At 65.7% G+C, this 26383-nt stretch carries 17 protein-coding genes and 1 tRNA gene; 13 read left to right on the top strand and 5 right to left on the bottom strand.

All coding sequences use genetic code 11. From position 1 onward, the window contains the following. Positions 1-76 precede the first annotated feature (76 nt). Both BSTEL_RS00340 and BSTEL_RS00335 read left to right on the top strand, forming a co-directional pair. Positions 77-817, top strand: a complete 741-nt coding sequence (locus BSTEL_RS00340) for a LytR/AlgR family response regulator transcription factor (RefSeq protein ID WP_034525704.1) — start codon at positions 77-79, stop codon at positions 815-817. Further along, a complete protein-coding gene (locus tag BSTEL_RS00335) occupies positions 817-2169 on the top strand; it encodes a sensor histidine kinase (protein ID WP_034525701.1) in 1353 nt (450 codons plus the stop codon). Before BSTEL_RS00340 ends, BSTEL_RS00335 begins: the two co-directional genes overlap by 1 nt. Positions 2170-2182: 13 nt before the next feature. On the opposite strand, the gene BSTEL_RS00330 is transcribed toward BSTEL_RS00335, so the two are convergent. The 4 genes from BSTEL_RS00330 to BSTEL_RS00315 form a co-directional block, all read right to left on the bottom strand. Next, positions 2183-2698 (bottom strand): GtrA family protein, encoded by a 516-nt coding sequence (locus BSTEL_RS00330; RefSeq protein ID WP_034525698.1) that lies wholly within the window; start codon positions 2696-2698, stop codon positions 2183-2185. Next, positions 2691-5216, bottom strand: coding sequence for a glycoside hydrolase family 3 C-terminal domain-containing protein (locus BSTEL_RS00325; protein ID WP_034525696.1), 2526 nt, complete (start codon positions 5214-5216; stop codon positions 2691-2693). The genes BSTEL_RS00330 and BSTEL_RS00325 overlap by 8 nt, the downstream gene beginning before the upstream one ends. Positions 5217-5602: 386 nt before the next feature. Beyond that, the gene (locus BSTEL_RS00320; protein ID WP_034525693.1) at positions 5603-8488 is read right to left on the bottom strand and encodes a beta-glucosidase; all 2886 of its coding nucleotides are present in this window, start codon (positions 8486-8488) and stop codon (positions 5603-5605) included. Positions 8489-8705: 217 nt separating this feature from the next. Next, on the bottom strand, positions 8706-8900 hold the full coding sequence (locus BSTEL_RS00315) for a hypothetical protein (RefSeq protein ID WP_034525691.1): 195 nt from the start codon (positions 8898-8900) through the stop codon (positions 8706-8708). 525 nt (positions 8901-9425) lie between these two features. On the opposite strand from BSTEL_RS00315, the gene BSTEL_RS12615 reads away from it, so the two are divergent. The 7 genes from BSTEL_RS12615 (at position 9426) to BSTEL_RS00280 (ending at position 17533) form a co-directional block, all read left to right on the top strand. Beyond that, on the top strand, positions 9426-11702 hold the full coding sequence (locus BSTEL_RS12615; RefSeq protein ID WP_238567586.1) for a serine/threonine-protein kinase: 2277 nt from the start codon (positions 9426-9428) through the stop codon (positions 11700-11702). A 215-nt stretch (positions 11703-11917) separates the two neighbouring features. Further along, a complete protein-coding gene (locus tag BSTEL_RS00305; RefSeq protein WP_034525689.1) occupies positions 11918-12895 on the top strand; it encodes a DsbA family protein in 978 nt (325 codons plus the stop codon). Positions 12896-13122: 227 nt separating this feature from the next. After that, a tRNA-Thr gene (locus tag BSTEL_RS00300) sits at positions 13123-13196 on the top strand. A 263-nt stretch (positions 13197-13459) separates the two neighbouring features. Further along, positions 13460-14956: an aggregation-promoting factor C-terminal-like domain-containing protein gene (locus BSTEL_RS00295; RefSeq protein WP_156963095.1), complete on the top strand. Its 1497-nt coding sequence runs from the start codon at positions 13460-13462 to the stop codon at positions 14954-14956. Between the two features lie 47 nt (positions 14957-15003). Further along, the gene (gene rsmA / locus BSTEL_RS00290) at positions 15004-15951 is read left to right on the top strand and encodes a 16S rRNA (adenine(1518)-N(6)/adenine(1519)-N(6))-dimethyltransferase RsmA (protein ID WP_051922699.1); all 948 of its coding nucleotides are present in this window, start codon (positions 15004-15006) and stop codon (positions 15949-15951) included. Continuing rightward, a complete protein-coding gene (locus BSTEL_RS00285; RefSeq protein ID WP_034525687.1) occupies positions 15948-16850 on the top strand; it encodes a 4-(cytidine 5'-diphospho)-2-C-methyl-D-erythritol kinase in 903 nt (300 codons plus the stop codon). Before rsmA ends, BSTEL_RS00285 begins: the two co-directional genes overlap by 4 nt. Before the next feature lie 50 nt (positions 16851-16900). After that, entirely contained in the window at positions 16901-17533 is a 633-nt protein-coding gene (locus BSTEL_RS00280; RefSeq protein ID WP_034525685.1) for a LytR C-terminal domain-containing protein, read from the top strand. Between the two features lie 404 nt (positions 17534-17937). Here the strand turns inward: BSTEL_RS00280 and BSTEL_RS00275 are convergent, their stop codons facing one another. Further along, entirely contained in the window at positions 17938-19347 is a 1410-nt protein-coding gene (locus tag BSTEL_RS00275; protein WP_034525683.1) for a CCA tRNA nucleotidyltransferase, read from the bottom strand. A gap of 111 nt (positions 19348-19458) precedes the next feature. Between BSTEL_RS00275 and BSTEL_RS12850 the strand changes: the two genes are divergently transcribed. The 4 genes from BSTEL_RS12850 to BSTEL_RS00255 all read left to right on the top strand — a co-directional run bounded on the left by BSTEL_RS12850 (position 19459) and on the right by BSTEL_RS00255 (position 26294). Further along, positions 19459-20463: an NUDIX domain-containing protein gene (locus tag BSTEL_RS12850; RefSeq protein ID WP_420796382.1), complete on the top strand. Its 1005-nt coding sequence runs from the start codon at positions 19459-19461 to the stop codon at positions 20461-20463. A 53-nt stretch (positions 20464-20516) separates the two neighbouring features. Beyond that, on the top strand, positions 20517-22601 hold the full coding sequence (locus BSTEL_RS00265) for a DUF6049 family protein (protein WP_034525678.1): 2085 nt from the start codon (positions 20517-20519) through the stop codon (positions 22599-22601). Next, on the top strand, positions 22598-24241 hold the full coding sequence (murJ, locus tag BSTEL_RS00260) for a murein biosynthesis integral membrane protein MurJ (protein ID WP_051922696.1): 1644 nt from the start codon (positions 22598-22600) through the stop codon (positions 24239-24241). Before BSTEL_RS00265 ends, murJ begins: the two co-directional genes overlap by 4 nt. A gap of 178 nt (positions 24242-24419) precedes the next feature. Continuing rightward, complete coding sequence (locus tag BSTEL_RS00255) at positions 24420-26294, top strand: protein kinase family protein (protein ID WP_034525676.1); 1875 nt, start codon at positions 24420-24422, stop codon at positions 26292-26294. The last annotated feature ends 89 nt before the right edge of the window (positions 26295-26383 follow it).

The raw sequence follows: 26383 nt of genomic DNA, 5'->3' as shown, positions 1-26383 counted from the left end.
AGCCCGCTCCCGGCGCGGCGCGCGACCGGCCGATACAATCGGGAGACGGAGGCCACGCAAGGCAAGGAGGTTGGTCATGCGCGACATCAGAATCGGAGTGGTCGAGGACGACGCTTCGGCATGCCAGACGGTCCTGGACTATCTCAACCGCTACCAGAGCGAAAGCGCGGAGACCAAGCACGACGGCGTGCGCTTCACCGTCTCCGTGTTCGACGACGGCGCGAAGATCGTCGAGAAGTACGCGCCCGTCTACGACATCCTCCTGCTCGACATCGAGATGGCGGGCATGGACGGCATGGAGGCGGCGCGGCGCATCCGCGAGCGCGACGACGCGGTCGTCATCGTGTTCATCACCGCGGCGCCGCAGTACGCGATCAACGGGTATCAGGTCGGGGCGCTGTCGTATCTGCTCAAACCGGTGCCGTGGTTCGCGTTCAGGCAGGAGATGAAACGGTCGATCGACATGGTGCGGCGTCGCGCCGACGCGTCGATCCTCATCGATGCGGGCGGCGCGCAGCAGCGGCTGGAACTCGCCGACGTGCTGTATGTCGAGTCGATCCGGCACACGATCGTCATCCATACGCTCGGCGGCAAACTCTCGGTGACGGGCACGCTCAAATCGTATGAGGAGCGGCTGGCGGAGCATGACTTCTTCCGTTCGAATTCCTGCTATCTGGTGAACCTGCGCCACGTGACCGGCATGGCGGACCAGGACTGCGTGATGTCGAACGGCGAGATGCTGCGCGTGAGCCGTCCGCGCAAGAAGGCGTTCATGACCGCGCTGGCCGCGTACATGGGCGGCATGGGCGGCGCGTGATGGGCGGGCTTGGCGCGTTCGACGGCGCGACGATCACGAACGCGATGCCGGACATCCCGCGCCTGTTCACCGCGATCTGCGAGTGGGCGGCGTGCGTCACCTATCTCGCCGTCATCCACCGCCGCGTGACGCCACAGCGCACGGCGGCGGTCGCGGCGGTCGGATTGGCGGCGATGATCGGCGTGCAGTATCTGGCCGGCGCGATGCCGCTGTGGTTCTGGACGCTCGGCATGCTGCTCGCGTTCGGCTGCATGTGGCTGATCGTGTGGCGTGGCAGCGGCAGCGGCAAACGCGAAGGATTGTACGTGACGGCGCGCGCGTTCGTGCTCGCCGAACTGGTCGCGTCATTGCAGTGGCAGATCTCGACGTTCCTCACGTACGGCGTGGGGCTTGCGCCGCGACAGCCGTTCGCGACGTTGATTCTGATCGGCGTGTACGCGGTCTGCTTCGCCGCGGCGTGGGCGGTGGAGCGGCGCAACTTCAGCCGGTCCGCGCCGACGACCGTCAGCGCGCAACTGGCCGTCGGCACGGTGGCGATCACCGTGGTGACATTCGCGATGAGCAATCTGAGCTTCGTGTCGACGAACACGCCGTTCTCCGGCAAAATCGGCCAAGAGGTGTTCTACATCCGCACGCTCGTCGACTTCTGCGGGTTCGCGATCCTGTACGCACAGCAGGAGCAGGCGCGGCGGATGGAGGCGAGCGCGGAGCTCGCCTCCATCAACGCGCAGTTGGAGAGCCAGCATCAGGAGTATCTCGCGTCGAAGGAGAATCTGGAGTCGATCGGGCGGCTCGCGCACGATCTCAAACATCAGATCGCCGCGTTGCGCGCCGAAGTCGATCCGGAGCATGCGGCGGCCGGATTCGAGCAGTTGGAGCGTTCGGTCGCCGAGTACAGTGCGCAGCAACATTCCGGCAATCCGGTGCTCGACGTGATTCTGACGACGAAGACGCGCGTATGCGAGGAGCGCGGGATCACGTTCACGGCGGTCGCGGACGGTGCGCTGCTGGGCGCCGCGAACATGAGTTCGATGGACATCGCGACGCTGTTCGGCAACGCGTTGGACAACGCGATCGAGGCGACGTCGCGGTTGGACGATCCGGAGCGGCGGCTGATCCGGCTCGCCCTGTACCGGCAGGGCGCGTTCACGGTGATCCGCGTGGAGAACTACTACGACGCGGTGCTGAGGAAGGATGCGGCGGGCGATCTGCGCACCACGAAACGCAATGCGACCGGCCACGGGTTCGGCGTGAAATCGATCCGGCACATCGCCGCCCAGTACGGCGGCGATGTGTCGATCACGGCTGAGGACCACTGGTTCACGCTCACCGTCCTGATTCCGGAACGGTGATGCGAGTCCGCCGCTACTTGTTCTTGGGCATGATCCAGAACTTGAGGAGGGGGTAGCTGACGACGACGGCGAGGAGCGTGTTCACGACGGAGGCGATCGTGCCGGCCAGCCCCGCGTTCATGCCCCAGCCTTGGCACAGCGCGGTCACGTAGCCGGGCAGCACGAGGTTCACGACGACGATCACGACGGCGAGGATCGCGTACTTCCACGCGGCGTCGTGGAAACTGGAATCGGACTTGAATACCCACTTCATCTGCACGAAGAAGTTCACGACCTGCGCGATCACCTCGGCGAAGAGGAAGGTGAGGAAGCCGCCCACGCCGTTGCCGGATTCCGGGTAGTTGAAGATCAGGAAGTGGAACGGCGCGGTGAGCCCCAGCGCGGCGACGAACACGGCGGTGCCGATCCATGTGACCACGAAGCGCGCGATCGTGGAGATGTTCGACAGCACGTTGAACAGGATGAACTCCCAGATCGTCGGATGCGTGGCGATCCAACGACGAATCGGGCCCATCTTTGCGTCAGTCATGGTTGATCTCCTTCGCGGTGCGCTTGTTGGCGGATTGGTTGCGGAAGTATGCCCCGATGAGCGAGCCGAGGCCACGGAACGTATGCCCGTTGCCGATCTCGACGATCGCGTCGACCATGGCTGCATCGACCATGCCCTGCGTCATCTTGCTCATCGCCCGCGGCGGCATGTTGAGGATGAACAGCGTGTTGAGGTCGGGCGCGCCGGTCTTCTCGCGCACGCTCGCCTCCCGCTTCTTGAGCGTGTTCGCGACGGTCTTCGCGATGAATCCGCGCGAACCGCTCCAGCTCGAGATCGGATCGTTGACGCCGAACGTCGTCGCCCCGTCGCGGCCGGAGCGCGCGATCACGTCGTAACCGAACAGCGCGGCCGTCTCGGCGTCGGTCACGTGCGTGACGTCGCCGGTCAGATAGTGGCCGAGCGCGGGGTCGGGGCCGGTCGCATCCACGTCGCCGGCGACGGCGAACGGCATGCTCAACGGCAACGTCTCGGCATCGAAGCCGACCGACAGCGTCCACACGCCCGACTCGGTGCGCCACGCGCCGGCGCCGTCGCGCGCGGCGGCGTCGAAGTGGCGGAACGTGTACCGGTCGAAGTCGATGCGCACGTCGCGCGTCTCGTGCGCGGCGAACGTCACCTTCGCGAATCCCTTGAGCTCGCGCGCGGGACGCAGCACGCCGGCGGCGCCGTGAGCGCCGTCCGCGCCGGCGTGCGCGCCTGCCGCGCCGCACGACGGGCCGCTCACGTACAGCTGGACGACGGTCGCGCCGGCCACGTCGGAGTCGTTGGAGACGGTCACGGTGACGCCGGTCTCGTCGGCGACGAGTCCCGTCATCGTGAACGTGGCGTAGGACAGGCCGTAGCCGAACGGGAAGCGGACGGGCACGCCCGCGGTCTCGTAGTAGCGGTAGCCGACGAACGGGCCCTCACGGTAGACGGCGTCGCGGCCGGTCGCCGGGTACCAGCCGGCGGACGGGCAGTCGTCGTAGCGCATCGGCCACGTTTCGGCGAGATGGCCCGACGGATTGACCTTGCCGGTGAGCGCGCGCACGGTGGCGGACGCGCCCGCCTGTCCGGACAGTCCGATGTAGAGGATCGCGGCGACGTCGTCGTGCCACGGCAGTTCGACCGGGGAGCCGGCGACGAGCACGACGACGACCGGCTTGCCGGTCGCGGCGAGCGCGGCGATCAGATCGTTCTGCGCCTGCGGGATGGCCATCGTCGCACGGTCGAGGCCCTCCGATTCGCTGCGCTCGTCGAGGCCGACGACGGCGAGCGCGACGTCCACGTCGTCGCGCGAGACGAGGTCGACGGCCTCGCGGACGAGCTCGGGCTTCACGGCGCCCTGACGGTCGTAGCCGGGCGCGTAGCCGGCGACGACAGGGGCGGCGGTGTTCGCGGACGCGGCATTTTCGGACGCGAGCTTGCCGAGTTCGTCGAGGATGTTCTCTTCGCGCGTGGCGTTCACCTTGGACGAGCCGGAGCCCTGGAATCGCGGGGTCTTCGCCATGTCACCGACGACGGCGACGCGCGCGCCCGGACGGAACGGAAGCGCGGTCTCGTTCTTCAGCAGGACCATCGAGCCTTCGGCGGCGCGGCGGGCGATCTCGTGATGCGCCTTGATGACGGATTCGTCGAGCAGGTCGTCGCGGCCGACGCCGTCGAGGCGCGTGCGGCCGGCGATCTTCGCGACCTCGCGGGCGCGGGCGTCGAGGTCGGCCTCGTCGAGCGCACCGGCCTTGACCGCGTCTTCGAGTTCGCGCACGGACGTGAATCCGGGACTCGGCATCTCGAGCGAACCGCCCGCCTTGACGGCGGCGACGGCCGAGTTGGAGCCGCCCCAATCGGAGACGACCATGCCGTCGAAACCCCATTCGTCGCGCAGGATGTCCTGCAGCAGATGCTTGTTCTCATGCGCGTAGACGCCGTTGATCTCGTTGTACGAGGTCATGATCGTCATCGGCGCGGCCTCGCGCACGGCGATCTCGAAGCCGGTCAGGTAGATCTCGCGCATCGTGCGCTCGTCGATGACCGAGTTGGAGGCCTGACGGCGCAGCTCCTGGCTGTTGACCGCGAAATGCTTCGGACAGGCGGAGACGCCGTTCGACTGGATGCCGCGGATGAGGCCGGCGGCCATGCGGCCGGCGACGATGGGGTCTTCGGAATAGTACTCGAAGTTGCGGCCGCACAACGGGTTGCGCTTGATGTTGAGGCCGGGGCCGAGCAGCACGTTCACGTCGAGGTCGTGCGCCTCGCGGCCGAGCGCCTCGCCCATCTGCTCGGCGAGCGCCGGATCCCACGAGCCGGCGACGGTGCCGGCGGTCGGGAAGCAGGTGGCGGGCTTGGAGGCGCCGAGGCCCAGATGGTCGCCTTCGCCGAGCTGGCGCCGCACGCCGTGGGGACCGTCGCTCATCACGAAGCTGGGCACGCCGGCGCGGTCGTTGCCGCGCGAATCCCATTCGGATCCGCCGGACAGCATCGCCGCCTTCTCGGCCACCGAAAGCTCTTCGAGTTCCATGTCACTCTCCCTTGCAGTGATCTTCATCGTCGTTGATTCGATTCAATCAGGATTCGCGGGCGCGCGGGGCGGCGCGCACACAACCTGTCGTTTCCCCCGCACGAATGGCATGCGTATTTTCGCGGAACGACCTGCACACGTTACTTCTCAAAATTCTTGAGAAGTTTACGGCATTACTTCTCAAAAACTTTGAGAAGTAATGAAGCGGCCGCAGGCTGCGGGAACGCATCGGTTGGATGATGCGGTTACCCGCGGCCTGCGGCCGCTTCTCTCTCCCAGTCAGCCTGACTTCACATCAGCTCGCCTGTCGGCTCACACATCGCCTACAAACGCCTCCGGCGTTTGCTTTACGGCGATGTCCTATCAGAGGGGGCCGGGAGACGGGGCTACTTCGTGGCCTTGCGGCGGGCGAGGTAGCGCTTGATGGTGAGGATCTCAAGGCCGATCGCAAGGACGGCGGTCACGCCCCAGACCACGTACATGGCGGTCTTCCAGATCGGGGTGGCGACCTCGGGCTCGCCGTCCGCGTACTGCCAGCCGTTGGCCACGGTGTACAGGATGTTGTGGCAGGCCTGACGCATCGCCTTGACGGAGGTGGCGGACTTGTCGGTCACGTGGTTGGTGGTCACGGTGGTGGCGAGCATGGAGTCGTTGCCGTTGCGGATCTCCTGATCGGCATCTTGATAGCCGCGACCGCGGAAGTAGTCGGTCAGGACGAAGCCGCGGAAGCCCCATTCGTCGCGCAGCACGGTGTTGAGCAGGTTGGGCGAGGCAGCGGCGTAGGTCGGGCCCACGTAGTTGAACGCACTCATCACAGCCTGGGCACCACCCTCCTTGACGCTCATCTCGAACGGACGCAGGTAGGTTTCACGCATGGCCTGCTCGCTGACCCAAGTGGTCAGAGTCATCGTGCGGTTGGTCTCCTGCTCGTTCAGGGCGAAGTGCTTCATGAAGGAGTACACACCCTTCTCGCGAGCTCCGGCAATCTGCTGTGCGGACATCACACCGGAGAGCAGGGAGTCTTCGGAGAAGTACTCGAAGGTACGGCCTGCGTAGGCATTGCGGTGCAGGTTCATAGCCGGAGCATACCAGCCGGCCACGTGCATGTCGTGCGCCATGTCGCCGATCATCTCGCCGAACTGCTTGGCGAGATCCTTGTTCCAGGTGCAGGCGAATGCGGTGGAAGCCGGGAAGCCGATGGAGCCGATACCGGTGAAGTTGTTGTTCAGCGAGGCGGGACCGTCGGCGTCGGTCACCTGGATCTTGCCCACGGAGGTCACGGCCGGGGTGCCGTAGCCGCCGTTGGCGATCAGGGAATCCATGTCGTCGAAGGTCAGCTGGTCGAGCAGCTTGTCCCACTGCGGATCGTCATAATCCTTGCCGTACAGGTCGGAGAGCTTCACACCGTTCTTGGCACCGGTGGTCGGCATCTCATCGGAGTCGTCGTTGTGCTCGGCCGGATCATAGTTGCCGTTGTTGGTGTACTCGGACTTGATCTTGTCGCTCATGCCGAAGTCGGTCGGCGCAGCGGTGGCTTCGGTGTAGTTGGCGAAGTGGTCGGCACGGGAGAGGTAGGTGACGTCACCCTCAGCATTCTGGAACTGATTGGTGGCCACGACCTTATCACCGTCGTGGGTGTTGTCCTTAGTGTCGTAGGTGATGGTCTTCGGTACGTTCACCGTAGCGGAATCAATCACCGTGTGGGAGTCGGACTGCAGCGAAATCTCGTAATCGCCCTGCTCCAGCACCCAGGCTTTGGCGTCATGCTCGTCGTAGGAGGCCATGTCGTCATCGTCGAACGAAATCTTCACGGTCTCGGATTCGCCCGGCTTGAGCTCCTTGGTCTTTTCGAAGGCGGCCAGGTTCACGGAGGCCTTCTCGATGCCACCGTTGGTGTACGGCGGGTTGTAGTAGGCTTCGACCACATCCTTGCCGGCCTTATCACCGGTGTTGGTCACGGTCACATCGAAGCTCACCTTGCCGTTCGCATACTTGACATCACCCATCTTTTGCTCGAAGGTGGTGTAGCTCAGGCCGTATCCGAACGGGTACTGAACCATATCATCATAGTTAATCAGACCTTCGTCGGCGGCAGTCTCATAGAACTTGTAGCCCACGTAGATGCCTTCAGAGTAATTCACGAAGGTCGGGGAAACGTGCAACTTGGTGCCGGTGCGGTCGTCAATCACCTCAACGGCCAGATCGTCCACATTGTCATAGTCGAAGTCACCAAAGTTGTTAGTAGACGGGTTCTTGTCAAGATCCTTGAGGAAGGTGTCGGAGGTCTTGCCGGACGGGTTCACGTCGCCGGCGAGCACTTCGCCAAGGGCGGAGAAGCCGGTCTGGCCGGCAGGCGGGCACCACAGCACGGACTGAATCTGCGGGTAGTTATTGAGAAAATCGAGTTGGAAAGTGTTGGCACCGTTGTAGACAAGCGTGACCTTGCTGAAGTTCTTGGTGACCAAGTCAAGCATGTTACGCTCGGTCTGACTCAGCTGCAGGAAGCCCTCGCCATCCTTGAAGTCTTCGTAATCCTTGGAATTGTTTTTGTAAGTGACGCCCTTGGCCTTCATGTTCATCGGCAGATCGGCACCCTCACCGCCGACGCGGGTGATGACGACAACAGCTTCATCGGAGAAAGACTTGGCCTCAGAAATCAGGGAATCAGAGTACTGGTCGGCCGGCACTTCAGGCAGAGTCCAGTCCTGCGCCCACATACCCACTTCCGGGCGATCCTTGCGGTAATCAGTGTACAGCTTGGTCAGCTTGCTGTTGGTGGTGAGACCGGCTTCCTTCATGCCGTCGAGCAGAGAGACAGTCGGATACTGCTCAGACATGGAACCGGAACCGGTGCCGCCGTAGACGGGGCTGGTGGAACCCCAACCGAACACGTTCACCTTCTTGCTCTTGAGCGGAAGGTTGTCGTTGTCGTTCTTCAGCATGGTGATAGCTTCAGCCTGCACATCTTTGGCCAGCTTGTTCGCCGCGGCGACCGTGTCGTCGGACAGCATGTACTTGGTGACAGTGGCGTTGTTGAGCAGTGTGGCCAGCGGGCCGGAAAGCATCATGGACACTGCCACGATGATGCCCACAAACGCCACGAGCCAGGATTCGGAATGAATAAGTTTGCGGTTGGCCACAGTCTTTACCGTCTTCTTATTGACGGCAATCGTGATGATAATGGCCAGCACCAACAGGACACCTACGGCTATCAGATAGGGAATCACCGAATTGATGACGCCTATCACGTCGGCCATGTTGATCTGCAGCATGGGTTCTCCTCCTTGATCCTGCTACTTCCTTGCAATCTCGACTTCGATGGCGACGTTTCGGCTTCGATCCGTCACCCGTCGATGTCGTTACCCCGATTGTGCATGACCGCCGCGGGCCGCATCGCCCGTTCGCCCCATCCTGTCGTTTCGCATGCATATTCTGCATGCGTCGGCGGCATCATCCCCGCCTATCCCCCGTACGCATGGATGCTTGCCGTCACACCGGAATCGTTGCCAAAGAGAACGAATCCGTGTCGTCATGCCCGTTGTCATCGGGCGAAAGCAGTCCGCATATCTCCTTCAGGCACCAGGACGCGTATATCGGCAGATAGGTCACGGCTCCGGCGCGTTCCACATTCGATCGCGACAGCACCACACCCCGTTCGATGCGGTAATCGGGGTTATCCAGCATTATCGACGGTAAAGCGGGAATACTGACGGATACCTTGGCAATACTAGTGTCAAGCAGTACCGGCGCACAAAATTTCAAGATTCAAACCATCGATTCTGCACAAAACATAGAAGTTCAAAACATCACTTCTGCACAAAAAAATATTGAGGTTCATTCAAGAGGCTGACCGTATGCCGGGAAATCGGACCGTCGGCGGCGGGCCCCGTTGGCACGGAAACGACGCGGGGAGAGGCACCAGCGTCACCGACGTGCCAAGCTTGGCGCGGAACCGACGCTTACGACGTCCCCGGCGTTGCCCACGTGCCAAGGACTGGCCGGAAACGACGCAAAAGCTCCCCTGCGCGTCGCTTGCGCGCCACGCTTGGCACGAGACCGACGCTAAGCGGGCCGTCAGCGTCACCGACGAGCCATGCTTGGTACGGAACCGACGCGGGGCAGGCCGTTGGTACCGCCGACCGGCACGCAACACGCACGGCCGGCGGCCGACCGGCACATCTATACCGGCATACCAGCCCCGCGGTTAGGATGGGCGGTATGAGTGATCTGACGGCGTTGAATCTGGAACCGGGCGAAGTGGTGGGCGGCTATACGCTCATCTCCCGCCTCGGTTCCGGCGCGATGGGTTCGGTGTGGCGCGTGCACGACGACGGCGGTCAGGTGTATGCGATGAAGATTCTGCGCGATTCGCTCGCCGAGGACGGTTCGGCCGACGGCATGCCAGGCGACGCCGCGAACGCCGGCGCTGCGGGCGACCCCAGCTCCCCCGCCCGCCGACCCGTGCAGGATCCGAGTCTCAAGGAGAACGTGACGCCGCGCGAGCGTCTGCGCCGTGAGGCCCTCGCGTTGAAGAAGGTGAATCATCCGGGCGTGTGCGGCATCGTCGACATGGAGCTCGACGACGCCCTCGCGTTCATCGTCACCGAACTCATCGAAGGCAGGAATCTCAAGGACGACGTCGCCGCGAACGGCAAATACGTGGGCGACGATCTGGAACGGCTCGCGCGCAAGCTGATGGAGGCCGTCAAGGCCGTGCACGCGGCCGGCATCGTGCACCGCGACATCAAACCGACGAACGTGATGGTCTCCGCGTCCGGCCCGGTGCTCGTCGACTTCGGCATCGCGATGGGCGAAGGCGAAAGCCACGTGACGCGCACGGGCCTGGTGATGGGCACGCCCGGATTCATCGCGCCGGAGATCATCGACGGCGCCGATTCGAGCGAGGCAACGGACTGGTGGTCGGTCGCCTCCGTGCTCGCGTTCGCCGCAACCGGCGAACCGGTGTTCGGCACGAAGCCGCTGATGGCCGTGCTGGAACGCGAGGCGAGCGGCAACGCGAACCTCGCCGGTCTGCCCGCGCACACGCTCGCCGCATTCCGCAGCGCGCTCAACCCCGATCCGCGCCGCCGTTGCACGCCCGAACAGCTGCTTCACGCGATCGCGTTGGACGCGCTCAATCCGATGAACTGGGACGATCCGGGATTCGACGACGGTACCGTTGCCGGCAACGGCGCGACCGAGGTGATGCACCCTTTTGACGGCGGTCCCGATGCGGCGACCACGGTGTTCGGCCCCGGCGATGCGCCATCATCGCCGAACGCGACCACCGCGATGCCGGCCACGTCGGTCATGCCGGCGTCATCGGCCGAGACGCAGCCAGCGCCTCGCACGGCGACCGGCCGCGCGGCGTGGCGCGACGACGGCGACGACAATATCGCCGCGACGCGCGCGTTGACACCGGACCAGTGCACGGTCACGCTGCCCAGCGACCTGCTCGGTCCGGACGAGGCGGCGATTCCGCCGTTGATTCCCGCGACCGCCGTGAACCCGAACCGCACGCCGCGCACGGCGACCGGCCGCGCGGCGTCGGCGCGCGAGGCGACGGCCGGCGGCCAGTCGCCGCTGCAGCGCGTGGCGGACGCGTCGAACCGCACGGGCGCCTCGCTGCCGCCCGCCTACGTGCCGACCTCCTCGCGCGACATTCCGGTCGTGACGCCGAAACCGAAGGGCGACGTGCCGGAATTCCTGCGTCAGCAGCCGGAGGCGACCGCGGTGATGCCGCAGAACATGCAGCCGCCGACGCAACCGGCACAGCCAGCGCAACCGCAAGGCTACACGCAACCGCCGCTGGAGCCGATGCCGCCGCAGTACGAGCCGCCGCGGCCTCAGGTCGTGCCGCCGTACGACCAGCAGTACCCGGACCAGCAGTACCCCGGACCGTATCGGAACCAACCGTATGGCGGCCCGTCGCAGGGGGCGGGCGCGCCGCAACATCAGAACACGGCCGACGCGCGACGCGGACGGTATCTTGAGCAGAGCGTGGCCGTCCTGTGCCTGATGGCCGTCGTGCCGGCGATCGCCGCCGTGTTCCATCCGCTGATCGGACTCGCCACAGCTGCCGCGCTCATGTGGCTGCTGTTCACCATCGGCTACAGTGCGGAGGCGCAGATCGAACGAGAAAGCCGTCGCGGCGGCATGCGCAAGGGCTCGGATTCCGCGTTGCGCGTCGTCCAATTGCCGTGGCATCTGCTGAAAGGACTGTTCGCCGCGCTCGGCCGGTCCGTGCAGTTCGCGCTCATCGATCTCGCGGGCATGATCGCCGCGGCCGCCGCGCTGCAATTGCCGTGGGCGATGGTCCCGCTGCCGGACGGCGTGTGGCCGTACGAGCTGCCGTGGCTGACCGACGGCCCGCTCTCCCCCACCGGCCTTGCGTTGGCCGGCATGGCCGCGATCGCATGGATCCTCACCACGCTCTGGCCTGCCGGCGGCATGCTTCGCCTCGGCGCCGGCGCATTGCGGCGTTGACGGCGACGGGCGAAGACCGGCTCGCCGGCCCGCAGCCGCGCAGTTACGCAGTTACGCAGTTCATACGGAGTTCAATCAGCGACGGGCGTATATGTCGATTCGTGGGCTAGACTGACCTTCAGACCGTCGAACCGCCGATTCGCGCCGGACCCACCCGCCCGCGCCGCATCCGGTTCGCGTATCCGTCACATGTGGTTGGGAAAGGATCGTCTCGCATGGCCACGAAAGCGAACAACACGAAACAGCGCAAGACCCGCGCCGCCCGTCGCGCCGCCGAGGAGGCCGCGGCGAGGGCGCGCGCCGAACAGGCGGCGAAGGAGCGCAGGCAGCAGACCATCATCGGCGCGATCGTGATCGCCGTGGTCGTCGTGCTCATCGCCATCGCCGGCATCGCGATCTGGCGTTCGCACGTCGCCGCGCAGGACTCCGGCTCGAACCTGACCGTCGACCAGGCGTACGCGAAGCTGCAGAAGGTCTCCGACAAACCGTCCATCGCCGATGAGAAGGGCGGCATCGTCGTCTCGCAGCAGGGCGTGGGCGAGAAGACCGACGGCGTGCCGACCGTCGAGGTGTACATGGACTTCATGTGCTCCGGCTGCGGCAACTTCGAGCGCGCGTCCGGCGCGACGCTGGAGAAGCTCGTCGAGGCGGGACAGATCAACCTCGAACTGCATCCGATGTCGTTCGGCGACACGTGGAGCCCGGACAAGTATTCGACGCGCGCCGCGAACCTGCTGCTCACGATCGCCGAGCAGGACAAGGATCCGAGCCATATCCTCGGTTTCATCCAGAACATGTACGCCGACGACTTCCAGCCGGCCGAGAACTCCGGCGTGAAGACCTCCGACGACAAGATGCGCCAGCAGGCGATCAAGGCGGGCGTCTCCAAGAAGGTCGCGAACGCCGCGAGCGTCGACAAGTACACGGCATGGCTGGACGCGATCGACACGTACAACCCGAAGCGTTCCGAACTGTTCAACGTGTCCGGCAGCTACAAGGGCCAGATGACCACGCCGACCGTGCGCATCAACGGCAACTACTGGGATATGAACCAGCTGTCCGCCGCGGGCATGACCTCCAACGAGGGCCTCGTCGCCGCGCTGGGACTCACCGACGACCAGGTCGGCGTCGAAGGCCAGCTCCCCTCGATCGGCGCCAGCGGCAAGCCGATCTCCGTCACCACCGGCAAGTAACCACCCCTAAGCCCCCACCCTCCCACTTAAATCCCACCCTCCCATTCCCATGGTGCGGTGAAATCCCCATGGTGCGGTGTCCAAAAATGGCTATTTTTAGCCGATATGGAGATTGTGTGTTGCCGCACCATGGGACTGGGAGTGGGCGGTAGTGAGGGAGCTTTTTGTTAATCCCGAACAACTGCTATGCTGGATTCTCGCGCGTGCGACACGCTGTCGTGCGCCACGCCTCTTTAGCTCAGATGGCCAGAGCGGCCGCCTTGTAAGCGGCAGGTCGTCGGTTCGATCCCGACAAGAGGCTCGTCGTGCGTGGAAATGGCGTATACTAATGGTGCGCCGGGGGCGCGCAGCAATACTTAACACGGGTAAGTCGTCTAGGAGCCTTCCCCCGATTATGGCGTCCTAGGCATAAGGGCAGGAGAGTCCCCCAACCATCTCCTGGCCCGGTATTGGGGGCGGGAACTTCCCCTTCTCTCCCGCCCCCTTTTTTCTTTTTCTTTGCAGATGGTGCGCTACGATGGGCACCGAGTGCGCCCGGATCGGTCACGGGCGGGAAACGAGGTAATGGACATGGCACGGCGATGGACCCCGCAACGATTCGTGATGTTGCGCCGCATCCGTGTTGCCGTGTGCGTCGTGACGGTGCTTGCGGCGTGTGCGGCGACGTTCGCGTTCTCCGCGCGCAAGTCGGTGGCGTTGACGGTGAACGGCAAGACGACGACCGTCCAGACGTACGCGATGAGCGTCGACCGTCTGCTTGAGGAGCAGGGTGTCAACGTCAGGACGCATGATCTCGTCCAGTCCTCGTCCGGCAGCACGCTCGCCAACCATGCGGTCGTCACCGTGCGCAGCGCCTACCAGACCACCGTGAACGTGGACGGCGAGGAGATCCCGTTCTGGACGGTGGCGGACAGCGCCGACCAGCTCATCGGATTCTTCAAGGCGAACGAGAAGCAGGCCTCGAAAGTCACCGTCGACATCGACAACATCTACAACCAGCTGACCGGCGGCCTCGTCATCAACAAGAAGGGCCCGGTCACGGTCATCGCGGACGGCAAGTCGTCCGAGGCGCCGAACGGCAAGCTGCCGGCCGCCTCCATCCTTGATTCCAAGGGCATCAACGTGGGCAAGGAGGATCGCGTCAGCGTCGAGGAGGACGGCTCCGAGACGATCCTGCGCGTACGGCGCGTGACCCATGGTCAGGAGACGCGCACCAAGTCGGTGCCGTATTCCACGCAGACGATCATCGACTCCTCGCTGGAATCCGGACAGACCGAGGTCCGACAGCAGGGGCAGAACGGCGAGATTCAGCAGGTCTTCAACGTGACCTACGTGGACGGCGTCGCGGAGAGCGAGACGCTCGCCAGCGAGACGACGACGAAGGCGGCGGTCGACCAGATCATCGCGGTCGGCCCGGAGAAGGTCGAGGAGCCGAAGAAGGACACCGGCAGCGGCAAGGCCGATTCCGGCACGAACCAGTCCACGAAGCCGAGCACGTCCGACAAGGACAAGAACGACTCGTCGAACAACTCGAACTCCGGCAACAGCGGCAATTCAGGCAACTCGGGCAACAGCTCGAACAACTCCGGAAACAACTCGGGCAACTCGAACTCCAACAACAGCGGCAACTCCGGCGGCAACTCGAACAACGGCTCGTCGAACAACAATTCCGGCAGCAACTCCAATAGCGGTAATTCCGGCAACTCCGGCAACTCGGGCGGCAACTCGAACTCCAGCTCCGGTTCGGGCCGCCTGTGGCACCCGAGCATCGCCCAGGCGCAGACCTACGCGGCCGCGGCCGCCGCCCAGCGCGGCTGGACCGGCGCCGAATGGGACGCGATCGTCTGGCTGTGGAACAAGGAGTCCGGCTGGCGTTGGAACGCCGCCAACCCGTACTCCTCCGCCTACGGCATCCCGCAGGCGCTGCCCGGCTCGAAGATGGGCGCCGGCTGGCAGGACGACGGCGCCGTGCAGATCGACTGGGGTCTGAGCTACATCGCCCAGCGCTACGGCACGCCCACCAACTGCAAGCGCATCTGGGAGCAACAGGGCTGGTACTGATCATCCATCCCATGCTCCGTACGGAATCGAATCACGCGAAAGGCGATATGAACGACGTGACGACTGAATCCACCGCAACCGCCGAAGAGTCGGCATCCGGCCATCTGCTCGGCGCCGCCGACATCCGCCGCATCGCCGCTGAGGCGGGCGTGAGCCCCACCAAGAAGTTCGGCCAGAACTTCGTCATCGATCCGGGCACCGTGCGCCGCATCGTGCGCGAGGCGCACGTCGGCCCGGAAAGCCACGTGCTCGAGGTCGGCCCCGGTCTCGGCTCGCTCACGCTGGCGATTCTCGAATCCGGCGCGCGCATGACCGCCGTCGAAATCGACCCGCCGCTGGCCGAGCGTCTGCCGGACACGATCGCCGAGTTCATGCCGGAGGCCGCGGACCGGTTCGCCGTCGTCAACCGCGACGCGCTCACCGTCAGCCCGGCGAACCTGCCGGACTTCGCCGACGACGAGCCGTTCACGCTCGTCGCGAACCTGCCGTACAACGTCGCGACGCCGATCATCCTCACGCTGCTGGAACGGTTCACGAATCTCGAATCATTCCTCGTGATGGTGCAGAAGGAGGTCGCCGACCGTCTCGCCGCGACGCCCGGCAGCAAGATCTACGGCACGCCGAGTGTGAAGCTCGCCTGGTACGGCGAGGCGTCGCGCGTCGGCACGATCGGCCGCAACGTGTTCTGGCCGGCGCCGAACGTCGACTCCGCGCTGGTCGCGTTCACGCGCACGCGGCACGACGGCGACGCGCGCGCCGAGACGCTGCGCCGTGAAACGTTCCGCCTCATCGACGCGGCCTTCGGCCAGCGTCGCAAGACCCTGCACGCCGCGTTGAAGAAGACCGTCCCCGCCGGCACGTTCGAGACGGCCGGCATCGATCCGACCCGTCGCGGCGAGACGCTCACCATCGGCGAGTTCACCGCGTTGGCCGAGGCGTCGCTGCGCCTCGCCGCCGACGTGCATGCCGCCGACGTGGCGGAGGAACGCGCATGAGCGCGCCCGTCACGGTGAGCGTCGACTGTCCGGCGAAGACGAATCTCACGCTCGAGGTCGGTCCCTCCCACGCCGAGTGGGGCGGTCGCCACGAGCTCGACACGATCTACTGCGCGATTGGATTGACCGACACGGTCACCGCCACGGCGAAACCTGCCGGTGCCGGATTCTCGCTCGATCTGGCCGGCGAACATCTCGGCGACCTCGCGTCATCGTCGTCGGACATGCGCCGCAATCATGCCGTACTCGCCCTGTTCGCGATGGCCGAGGCGGCCGGTCGCGAACCGGACGTCGCGCTGACAATCGAGAAGCGTATTCCGGTCGGCGCGGGTCTCGCCGGCGGATCGGCGGATGCGGCAGCGACGATTCTCGCGCTGAACGCGCTGTGGGAGCTCGACTGGCCGCTCGACCGGCTGCGCGAGGTCGCGGCGACGCTCGGCGCGGACATGCCGTTCTGCGTGGCCGGTGGCTACGCACGCGGCACCGGCTACGGCGAGATCATCGAGACGATTCCCGATGATTCGGACGCGGCGCGCGCGCTGCGCGAACAAGGCTATGCGGGATCGCTGCTCGTCGGCGCCTATCAGGCGCAGTTGAGCACGCCCGAAGTGTACGGCGAATTCGACGTGGTCGGCGCCGGCGACGGCGACCGGAACCACCTGCAGAAGGCGGCGGTCAGCCTGCATCCGCGTTCCGGCGCGGCGATTCGCGAGGCGTTGGCGGCTGGCGCGAGCCACGCGTTCGTCTCCGGATCGGGACCATCGGTCGTGGCGTTCACGCCCACGCCGGATATCCGCCGCGATGTGATCGCCGCATGGGAACGGTCGAAGGCCGTGGACCGCATCATCGCGGCCGAGGCGCCCGCAGCGCCCTCGGTCAGCGTCACGGTTGCACGCTAAGGTAAATCAAGCACTGCGTAAGTCAGGCACTGCGAAGGAAAGGGAATCGAATGGCCGAAGAGTATGACGAGCGTGAGGCACGCAAGGCGTATGTGCGACGCCGTCAGAAGATCGTGTTCTCCATCACCGGCGCGATTCTCGTGGTCGTGCTCATCGTCGCGTCGCTGTTCTACACGGGCGTGATCCAGGTCGACCAGCAGGCGAAGCAGGTCACGAAGCCGAACTACGGCGTGGCCGTGCCGTGCGCCGCGAAGAACGAGGACGGCACCGCGATGAAGTGGGCGGACAACAACTCGGTGATCCTGCGCGTGCGCAACGGCACCAAGTTCACCGGTCTGGGCGCCGCCGTCGGCGAGGCGCTCAAGGACCGCCAGTTCGACGTGCGCACCATCGACACGTACACGAGTTCCAAGGTGGCCCGCACGACCATCTACTTCGGCGTGAACGCCATCAACCCGGCGTACACGATCAAGGAGTACATCCCGGACGCGGTGCTTGTCATGGACGACCGTCAGGACCGTCTCGTCGACGTGGTGATTGGCGCCACGTTCAACGATCTGAACTCCGAGAAGGAAGTCAAGAAGCACGGCGACAAGATCAAGGACTTCGAAGGCTGCCAGACCGTCGACGCCCTGCAGAAGGCCGGCCTGCGCAAGGCCGACAAGCACACCGACATCAACTGATCACGGCTGCTCGGAACGGGGCACGCGTCGCAGGACGCGTGCCCCGTTCCGCATTCACACCCATTCAGTGCGCCACACAAGCTTTGGGAAAACGAAGTGTGGCACGAAAGCGCGCCACACGCGGCGAATTCATTGAGTTCTGGGGTTGTGTGGCACGATAATGCGCCACACAGCCCCAGATAAGCCGTGCTCGACGATTGTGTGGCACAATAACGCACCACACAACCCGATTTCGCCAAGTTTCTGCTGAAGTGTGGCACGAAAGCGCGCCACACTTCAGTTCCCGAGACCTTGTGTGGCGCGTCCACACCATAGCTACTCCCCGTCCGTCGGTCCGCAGCCGACCGATGGGGCGCGAACAGCGCAGCCACTCAGGGCTCGCGACGGTCCACCGGACTGTCCGCTTAACGGCTCGCCCATCGCTTCAATTCGGCTACGGCGGTGTCGTGGTCTACGGGGCCGTTATCCAGGCGGTATTCGAGCATGTGGCGGTAGGCCTGGCCGACCATCGGGCCGGGCTCGAGCCCGAGGATCTCCATGATCTCGTTGCCATCCAGATCCGGGCGGATCGCGTCGAAGTCCTCCTTCTCCTTGAGTTCCTTGACGCGCGCCTCCATCTCGTCCATCGCCTCGGCGAAGATGCGCGCCTTGCGGCGGTTCTGCGTGGTCGCGTCGGCGCGGGTCAGCCGGTTGAGACGCTCGTACAGGTGGCCGGCGTCCTTCACGTAGCGGCGCACCGCGGAATCCGTCCACGGTTCGTCCACGTAGCCGTGGAAGCGCAGGTGCAGGTTCACGAGCTCGCTCACGTCGTCGACGATGTGATGGTCGAAGCGCAGCGCCTTGAGGCGCTTGCGCGTGAGTTTCGCGCCGACCGCGTCGTGATGGTGGAAGCTCACCTTGCCGCCCGGCTCGAACCGGCGCGTCTTCGGCTTGCCGACATCGTGCATGATCGCGGCGAGACGCAACGTCAGATCGGGGCGCGGCACAGGCCCGTCCTCGCCGGTCTCCAATGCGACGGCGCGGTCGAGCACAATCATCGTGTGCTCGAACACGTCCTTGTGGCGATGATGCTCGTCGATCTGCAGTTCGAGCGCCGGAATCTCCGGCAGCACGATGTCCGCGAGCCCCGATTCGACGAGCGCCTCGATGCCGGCGCGCGGGCGGTCGGAGAGCAGCAGCTTGGTGAGTTCGTCGCGCACGCGTTCGGCGGACACGATCGAGATGCGTTCGGTCATCGCGCTGATCGCCTCGGCGGTCTCCGGTTCGATGGAGAAGCCGAGCTGGGCGACGAAACGCACGGCGCGCATCATGCGCAGCGGATCGTCGTCGAACGACTGCCGCGGGTCGACCGGCGTGCGCAGGACGCCCTTCGCGAGGTCGTTCGCGCCGCCGAACGGGTCGACGAATTCGAGGTCGGGCACGCGCAGCGCCATCGCGTTGACGGTGAAGTCACGGCGCGACAGGTCGCCTTCCAACGTGTCGCCGTACTGGACCTCCGGCTTGCGCGAATCCGGATCGTACGTGTCGGAACGGTACGTGGTGACCTCCACCTTCACCTCGGTGCCGTCGTCGCGGCGGCGCATCGCGCCCAGCGTGCCGAACTTGCGGCCCATGTCCCAGAATCCGTCGTGGCCGAAGCGGCGCAGGATCGGCTCGAACTGCTCGGGGCGCGCCGACGTGCAGAAATCGAGGTCGTGGCTGCGGCGGTGCAGCAGCAGATCGCGCACGGGACCGCCCACCAACGCCAGCTCGTAGCCTTCGGCGGCGAACATGCGACCCAATTCAATGGCTTCCGGCCAAACTTCGAAATCCACGCCAATCCTTTCGGACACTTCTCGGATGCTTCCGGATACGTTGCTCCCTGCCGTGCGCCGGTCACGGCGCATCGGTCAGTATCTGTCGCTACCAGCATACCGTTACTCGACATGCACAGGGACTTGAGTAAGGTGGAAGGCATGATTACGCCCGCGGACCTTGCGCGCATGCTGGAGCATGCCGACGATGCCGCGGTCAACCATGCCCAAAACGGCCGCGACGAGGACGTGCTCATGTACACGTCACAATCCCGTCCGAAGCCGGTTCCCGCGCCCGTCACGCCATCCCCGTCACCCGAGCCCGCGCCGCAGACGGTGAACGACATCATCGACGCCGCCGGCACGATCGACACGGCGCAGACGGTCGCCTCGATGGTCGCGCGCGAGGCGGCGAAGGCGACGCCGATGTCGACGCCGACGCCCGCCACCGTGTTCGCGCGCGTGCGCGTCACCGGTTCCGACACGACGCCCAGCGGCCAGCGCATCACCACACGCGTCGAGACGTCGGTCACGGCGTCCGTCACGGTCGAACCGGCGGGCGGCGTCACGGTGACTCCGATGGATGTCGCCGCCGAGGCTCCCGCGACGAGTCCGCGCATCCCGACGCCGGCGATGATGCCGCGCAAACGCTCCTCGGACGGTCCGACGACGTTCGCCTCGCTGGACGCGCAGGAGCTGCCGGTCGTGCGCGAGTATTCGGCCGGCGGACTCGTGTTCGACGAACGCGGCCGCGTGGCGATCATCGCGCGCCATTCGCGCAGCGGGCATCTCGAATGGTGCCTGCCGAAGGGGCATATCGAGAAGGGCGAGACGCCACAGCAGACGGCCGTGCGCGAGGTGCATGAGGAGACGGGCATCCTCGGCGAGGTGGTTGAGTCGATCGCGACGATCGACTACTGGTTCACCGGCACGACGCAGCGCGTGCACAAGCTCGTCCACCATTTCGCGTTGAAGCAGATCGGCGGCGACCTCACCGTGGAAGGCGATCCCGACCATGAGGCGGAGGACGCGATCTGGGTGGATTTCAAGGACTTGGACGATGTGCTCAGCTACCCTAATGAGCGCAAGATCGCATGGCTTTACTCCCGGAAACTGAACAGGCAGGCAAACGAGTGATTCAATACGCCCCCCTACGACGCATCCAGGCTTGGTGGCGCATCGCGGCGGGTATGCTGCTCGCCGTGGCGTTCGTGGCAGGTGCCGTGGCGCTTCCGGCCACCGCATCCGCCGCCGGCGGCACGACGGACACATCCGCGCAGACGCTCACGCTGACCGAGATGACCGCGGTCGTCACCGACACGTCCGGATTCCATCTCAAGGCGACCGTCACGAACACCGGCGACTCCGCGTGGGCGGCCGGCGAGGTCACGCTCGACACGAACCCGATGTTCACGTTCACCTCCCGCACCGACATGCAGGAGTGGGCGCAATCCGAAAGCCCGATTCCCGCGCCGGCGAGTCTCGGCTCCGCCTCCGTGCCCGCATTGCAGCCGAAGCAGAGCACGACGGTCACGATCGATCAGGGCGCGGACGCGCAGGCGCTCACGCAGATGCTCAACTGGGGGCCGAAGCCGCTGCTCGTCACGTACAGCCATGACGGCGCGAACGTCGCCGTGCACACGTTCCTGACGCGTTCGGCCGCCGGACTCGACAACGCGAACACGCCGGCGATGACCATCACGATGACGATGCCGCTGACCAGCGGCCATTGGACCGCCGACGCGGAGACGCTCACGAAGCTCGTCACCGACGACACCGACGATTCCACGAACTCCTCCACCACCGGCGCGGCCGTGCTGGAAGGCGACCACACGCGCTTCGACCACACGCTCGAACAGACCATCGCGAAGCACTCCTCGCTGCAGACCATCGCCGACCCCACGTATCTGGACGCACTGGCGATGCCGCCGCAGACGAAGGCGATCATGCAGCCCGCCGCCTTCGACATCACCGCCTACGCCGCGCAGGAGAACGCCGCGGAACGCTACGCGAACGCCGGCATCGGCGACGACGCGTGGAACGCGGATGCCGCCCTCGCCGACTACCGTGCGGCGCTCGGCGACCAGAAGGCCACGTCGCGGACGATCGCCTGGCAGGGGCAGGGCCAGTGGACGCTCGACGCGCTCACCGCCGCGCGCCGTCAGGGCTACACGACCGTCATCTCCACGCATGACTTCGAATCCTCCGAAACGGACACCGTGCATACGGGCACCGTGGTCGTGCCGACCGACGCGGGCGACGTGACCGTGCTCGTCGAACAGCGCGAGCTGAGCAACCTCGCCAAAGGCAAGGCCACGAACGCGAAGGCGACAGCCGAATCGACGATGGCGGGACGTCTCGCCCGATTCGTCGCGCAGAGCGCGTTCTACCAGATGGAGCAGCCGTACAACGAGCGCAACCTGCTCGTCTGCTTCTCCGCCGACTCGGACGCCGCCACAGTGGACGCGTTCATGGGCGCGGTCGAATCGGCGTCCTGGCTGAAGACCGGCGACCTCGACACGCTCGCGAAAGCCGACCCGTACGCGACCGGCGACGACGCGCGCAACGCCGTCCCCGCCGATTCCGGCATGTCCGCGGCGGATTCGTCGAACGTGACGAACGTGCTCGCCGCGCTGTCCGCGGGACGCGGCGACATCACGCGATTCCGCGACAGCATCCTCGACAACGGCGACAACAACGACAACGACGGCGGTAAGGCGGCGTCCGCATGGATCAAGCAGCTGCTCGACGCGCACGCGGAACTCGCGCTGCACGCCCTCGCCATCGACGGCGGTTCCGCCGAAGTCGACACAACCAAGTCGATGACGGCCGTGGGCGGCGCGCAACAGCTCGCCAACGACGTGCTCGGCGGCGTGAACCTCACCCCATCCGAGACGGTGACGATGGTCTCGGAGACCGCGACGATGCCGGTGACCGTCAGCAACGGCACCCCCTACCCGGTCACGATCCGCGTGTTCTCGATCACCGATTCGCCGGAGATCGTCACGTCGCGCCGCAACACGGTGACGATTCCGGCGCGCGGCGAAGCGCAGGTGACGTTCACGCTGCGCGCCGCCACCTCCGGTTCGGCGACCGCGCACGTCTCGCTGCAGGACCGCGGCGGCGTCACGTTCGGCGGTTCGCAGGACACGGCGATCAACTGCGTGCTCAAGATCAGCGACAAGACCGGCTTCATCATCATCGGCCTCGCCGTGGCGCTCGGCGCGCTCGGCCTGTGGCGTCAGTTCAACCGCAAGAAGGACCCCGACGAATGAGTTCCAACGTCGGCCGCAACTCCCTGATCATGGCATCGGGGACGATGGCCTCACGCATCACCGGCCAGATCCGCACGATCCTGCTCGCCGCGTGCCTCGGCACGACCGGCATCGCGGCGAACGCCTACCAGACGGGATCGATGATCCCGCAGGTGCTGTTCACCGTGATCTCCGGCGGCATCTTCAACGCGGTGCTCGTGCCGCAGATCGTGCGCACGCTCAAGGAGCATGACGCGCAGGAGCGGCTCAACAAGCTCATCACGCTGGCGATCGCACTGCTCGCCGGCATGACGCTGCTGATGATGCTCGCCACTCCGCTGCTCACCATGCTGTACCTCGACAACAGCTGGGGTCCGGCGGAACGCGCGCTCGTCAACGCGTTCACCCTCTGGTGCATGCCGCAGATCTTCTTCTACGGCCTGTACACGGTGCTCGGCCAGATCCTCGCCGCGAAGGACAACTTCGTCACCTACGCGTGGAGTTCGGTCGGCGCGAACGTGATCAGCTGCGCCGGATTCACGATGTTCCTCATCCTGTTCGGCAGGGCCTCCCGCGCGCCGCTCGAATTCTGGACCACCGAGAAGGTGATGCTCACCGCAGGCACGTGGACGCTCGGCGTCGCGTTCCAGGCGATCGTCCTGTTCATCCCGCTGATGCGCCTTGGCCTGCACTACCGTCCGCAGTGGGGCGTGAGCGGCATCGGCCTCAAAGCGATGGGCCCGGTGGCCGCATGGAGCGTCGGCGTGATGGGCGTGCAGGAGCTCGCGAACATCGTCAACGCGCGCATCACCAACGGCGCCCCGTTCGCCGGCAACGACCTGTACGGCATCGCCGGCAACGGCTCCTACCAGAACGCGTTCACGCTGTACATCCTGCCGTACTCGCTAATCGCCGTGTCCGTGGGCACCGCGATCTTCCCGAAGATCTCGCGCGCCGTCGCCGAACGCAATCTCGACGAGGCGCGCGACGACCTGAGCGGCGCGTTGCGCAACGTGGGCGTGATGATGATGTACTTCACGATGGCGATCGTCGTGATGCCGGTGCCGATCACGATCGCGCTGCTGCCCAGCGTGGGCGTGCCGGAGGCGAAGCTGATCGCCGGACCGATGGTCGCATTGGCGCTCGGCCTGCCGCTCACCAGCGCGTACCTGCTCATCCAGCGCACGTTCTTCGCGTTCGAGGACGGCCGCCACCCGTTCCTGTTCCAGCTGCAGGTGAGCATCATCCAGGTCGTGTTCGAGGTCGCCGTGATGCTGCTCGCGCCGCCGCGCTGGTGGACGGCCGGCGTGGGACTGTCGATGACGGTCGGCTACCTGCTGAGCTTCCCGTCGCTGGTGGCGATGCTGCGCCGCCGTTTCGACGGGCATCTGGACGGGCGTCGCATCGCGGCCACGTATCTCAAGGCGCTGATCGCCGCGCTCGTCGCCGGGCTGGCCGCATGGCTGCTCACCGATCCGGTGATGCTGCTGCTCGGCGCCTCGATGCGCTTCGACCGGCTCAACTGGTTCCAGGCGTTCGGCTTCTGCGCGCTGATGACGGTGGTCACGGCGGCCGTCTACGCGTCGATGCTCATCGTGCTGCGTTGCGAGGAGTTCGCGACGATTCTCACGTCGGTCTCCCGGCGCATACGCCGCCGCTGACGGCCGGGTACGGCCGCGGGATGTCCGGCCGGGGCGCCGCGCATAGGTCTTGTGCAGGGTGTCCGCGGGAGCGATCCGGCGTCTTCCGTTCGACCATCCCCATGACTAGAATGGCCTCAGCGCCATCGACTCGTATGGTGGCGTCGAAGCGCTTACGCATTACGGAGTCGAAGAAACTATGAAGCCTCAGCTGGGAGACACGCTTTTCAACCGCTATACCCTGGTCACGCTGCTTCGCGACGAGCCCGGTGTGCAGGCTTGGAAGGCCAACGACCGCGTGCTCGCCCACGATTGTCAGCTGTTCGTCCTCACCGACCCGAGCACGCTGGAGGACGTGTCGTCCCTGGCCACGCAGCTCGGCCGCAAGAACGGCATCACGCCGGTGCTGCAGTTCCGCAAGTCGGGCGAGGCGGCGGTGCTCGTGACCCGCATCGAGACCGGCCTGTCCCTTACCGAATATCTGAACGGTCCGGCCAGTGGCACGATCAGCTTCGAGGCGATGCATTCGATCATCGGCGAGACCGCGGCCATCGCGACCGCGTTGGAGACGCCGCGACTGTCCACCGACACGATCCGCGTGTCCGTACAGGGCGTCGAGATCGCCGACGCACCGCTGTCCGGCCTGCTGGCCGAACCGACCAAGGCGCCGGAGTCAATCCAAGGCGAGCAGCTCGCCATCCGCCAGCTGGCGTCCGTGCTGTACGCGCTGCTGACGCGTCGCCCGTCCGCGCCGGACACGACGTACGATCTCGCCTCGCTCGGCGAGATTCCCGGCGAATTCCGCGTGATCCTGTCGCGTGGTCTCGAACTCACCAAGGAGGACGGCAGCCACGGCGAGCCGATGCTCACGCTGAGCGAGCTGACCGCGCTGCTCGGCGACTACAAGCCGCTCACCGACCTGACCGATCAGGACATCGCCCTGCCGTCCGACGCCGGTGCCGGCTCGATCTCCACCGCGCAGGTGCGTGCCGTCGACGGAGACACGCTGGTCGAACTGCCCGACACCGTGGTCACGACGGAGAAGCTGCCGGATCTGACCATCAACCGTGCGTTGACCGAGGCCGAGGCCGCCCGCCACGCCGAACGCGTGGTCGCCGAGCAGAACAAGCAGACGTTCGCCGAGATGCAGGCCGATTTCGACAGCTATTCGCCGAGCGTGCTCGGCTCCTCGTCGGGCGACCAGCCGGGCCGTCTGTCCGCCGATGCCGCGAGCCGTCTCACTCATATGCCTGACCTGCCCGAACGTCCCGCCTCCTCGGGCGACGCCGGCGGCTATCAGGGCGATGATCTGTTCCACGAGTTCTCGTTCCAGACGCAGGCGCTGCCGACGGCCTCCGGCGCGAACCCCGGTGAGGAGACGACGCGCATCCCCGTGTTCGTCGACCCTAACATGGCCACCGAGGCGATCGACGTCTCGTCGGTGCGTCAAGAGATGCAGACCGCCAAGCCGTCGCCGGCGTTGCCCGCGCCGAAGACCGGCGCCGCCGCAACCGACGCTGCGGGCGCGAACGCCGCCGCGCCGCATACGCCCGACATGGATGCGACGATCGTCGGCATGAAGCCGATCGACCATGACGGCGGCGCGCCGGTGGCGTTCGCGCCCGCGCCGCACGCCCGTGGCGTCGCCGCGACCGACGCGTCGACGCAGCAGCCGCCGAGCTTCACGCCGAAGGAGACTCCGGCGGGCGCCGTCGACGCCGCGACGGATGCCGACAACCTGTCGAAGCAGCGTCTGTTCGGCAAGATGACCACGACCGTGGCGGTCGTCATCATCGCCAGCGTGCTCATCGTCGCCGCACTGGCGTTCGCCGTGGTGACGTTCATGCACAGCAGCGCCAACCCCGCGGATTCCGGCGTCGACAAGAACAACCAGTGGCCGTCGCAGCAGAATCTGGACGATGTGCCGTTCGGCGACGAGTCGGGCGATGGTTCGTCCAATGGTTCGTCCAATGGTTCCGACCAGTCCAAGGATTCCAGCCAGTCCTCCGGTGCCTCCGCGGCATCCGACGGCACGATCGAACTCATCGACGTGACCGACGCCTACCAGCGCTGACGCCATTCTCTGCTCCCCTTGCCTAGTGCGGGGGAGCATTTCTCTTGGCTTCCCCGTCAGGGGAGCTGTTGTGCTTCGCGCGACTGAGG

The organism is Bifidobacterium stellenboschense (assembly GCF_000741785.1).
Lineage (GTDB): Bacteria > Actinomycetota > Actinomycetes > Actinomycetales > Bifidobacteriaceae > Bifidobacterium > Bifidobacterium stellenboschense.
The sequence above is the reverse complement of the archived record's forward strand: the minus strand, read 5'-3'. Positions and strand labels throughout refer to the sequence as shown.

What these genes read in the sequence shown, in the direction of transcription:
- BSTEL_RS00320 (WP_034525693.1), bottom strand. Translation starts at nt 8,488, where the DNA reads ATGCTGCAGATCAACATGGCCGACGTGATAGGCGTCATCAATTCGGTG.
- BSTEL_RS00255 (WP_034525676.1), top strand. Translation starts at nt 24,420, where the DNA reads ATGAAGCCTCAGCTGGGAGACACGCTTTTCAACCGCTATACCCTGGTC.
- BSTEL_RS00280 (WP_034525685.1), top strand. Translation starts at nt 16,901, where the DNA reads ATGGCCGAAGAGTATGACGAGCGTGAGGCACGCAAGGCGTATGTGCGA.
- BSTEL_RS00285 (WP_034525687.1), top strand. Translation starts at nt 15,948, where the DNA reads ATGAGCGCGCCCGTCACGGTGAGCGTCGACTGTCCGGCGAAGACGAAT.
- murJ (WP_051922696.1), top strand. Translation starts at nt 22,598, where the DNA reads ATGAGTTCCAACGTCGGCCGCAACTCCCTGATCATGGCATCGGGGACG.
- BSTEL_RS00305 (WP_034525689.1), top strand. Translation starts at nt 11,918, where the DNA reads ATGGCCACGAAAGCGAACAACACGAAACAGCGCAAGACCCGCGCCGCC.
- BSTEL_RS00295 (WP_156963095.1), top strand. Translation starts at nt 13,460, where the DNA reads ATGGACATGGCACGGCGATGGACCCCGCAACGATTCGTGATGTTGCGC.
- BSTEL_RS00335 (WP_034525701.1), top strand. Translation starts at nt 817, where the DNA reads ATGGGCGGGCTTGGCGCGTTCGACGGCGCGACGATCACGAACGCGATG.
- rsmA (WP_051922699.1), top strand. Translation starts at nt 15,004, where the DNA reads ATGAACGACGTGACGACTGAATCCACCGCAACCGCCGAAGAGTCGGCA.
- BSTEL_RS12615 (WP_238567586.1), top strand. Translation starts at nt 9,426, where the DNA reads ATGGGCGGTATGAGTGATCTGACGGCGTTGAATCTGGAACCGGGCGAA.
- BSTEL_RS00315 (WP_034525691.1), bottom strand. Translation starts at nt 8,900, where the DNA reads ATGCTGGATAACCCCGATTACCGCATCGAACGGGGTGTGGTGCTGTCG.
- BSTEL_RS00330 (WP_034525698.1), bottom strand. Translation starts at nt 2,698, where the DNA reads ATGACTGACGCAAAGATGGGCCCGATTCGTCGTTGGATCGCCACGCAT.
- BSTEL_RS12850 (WP_420796382.1), top strand. Translation starts at nt 19,459, where the DNA reads ATGCACAGGGACTTGAGTAAGGTGGAAGGCATGATTACGCCCGCGGAC.
- BSTEL_RS00340 (WP_034525704.1), top strand. Translation starts at nt 77, where the DNA reads ATGCGCGACATCAGAATCGGAGTGGTCGAGGACGACGCTTCGGCATGC.
- BSTEL_RS00325 (WP_034525696.1), bottom strand. Translation starts at nt 5,216, where the DNA reads ATGGAACTCGAAGAGCTTTCGGTGGCCGAGAAGGCGGCGATGCTGTCC.
- BSTEL_RS00265 (WP_034525678.1), top strand. Translation starts at nt 20,517, where the DNA reads ATGCTGCTCGCCGTGGCGTTCGTGGCAGGTGCCGTGGCGCTTCCGGCC.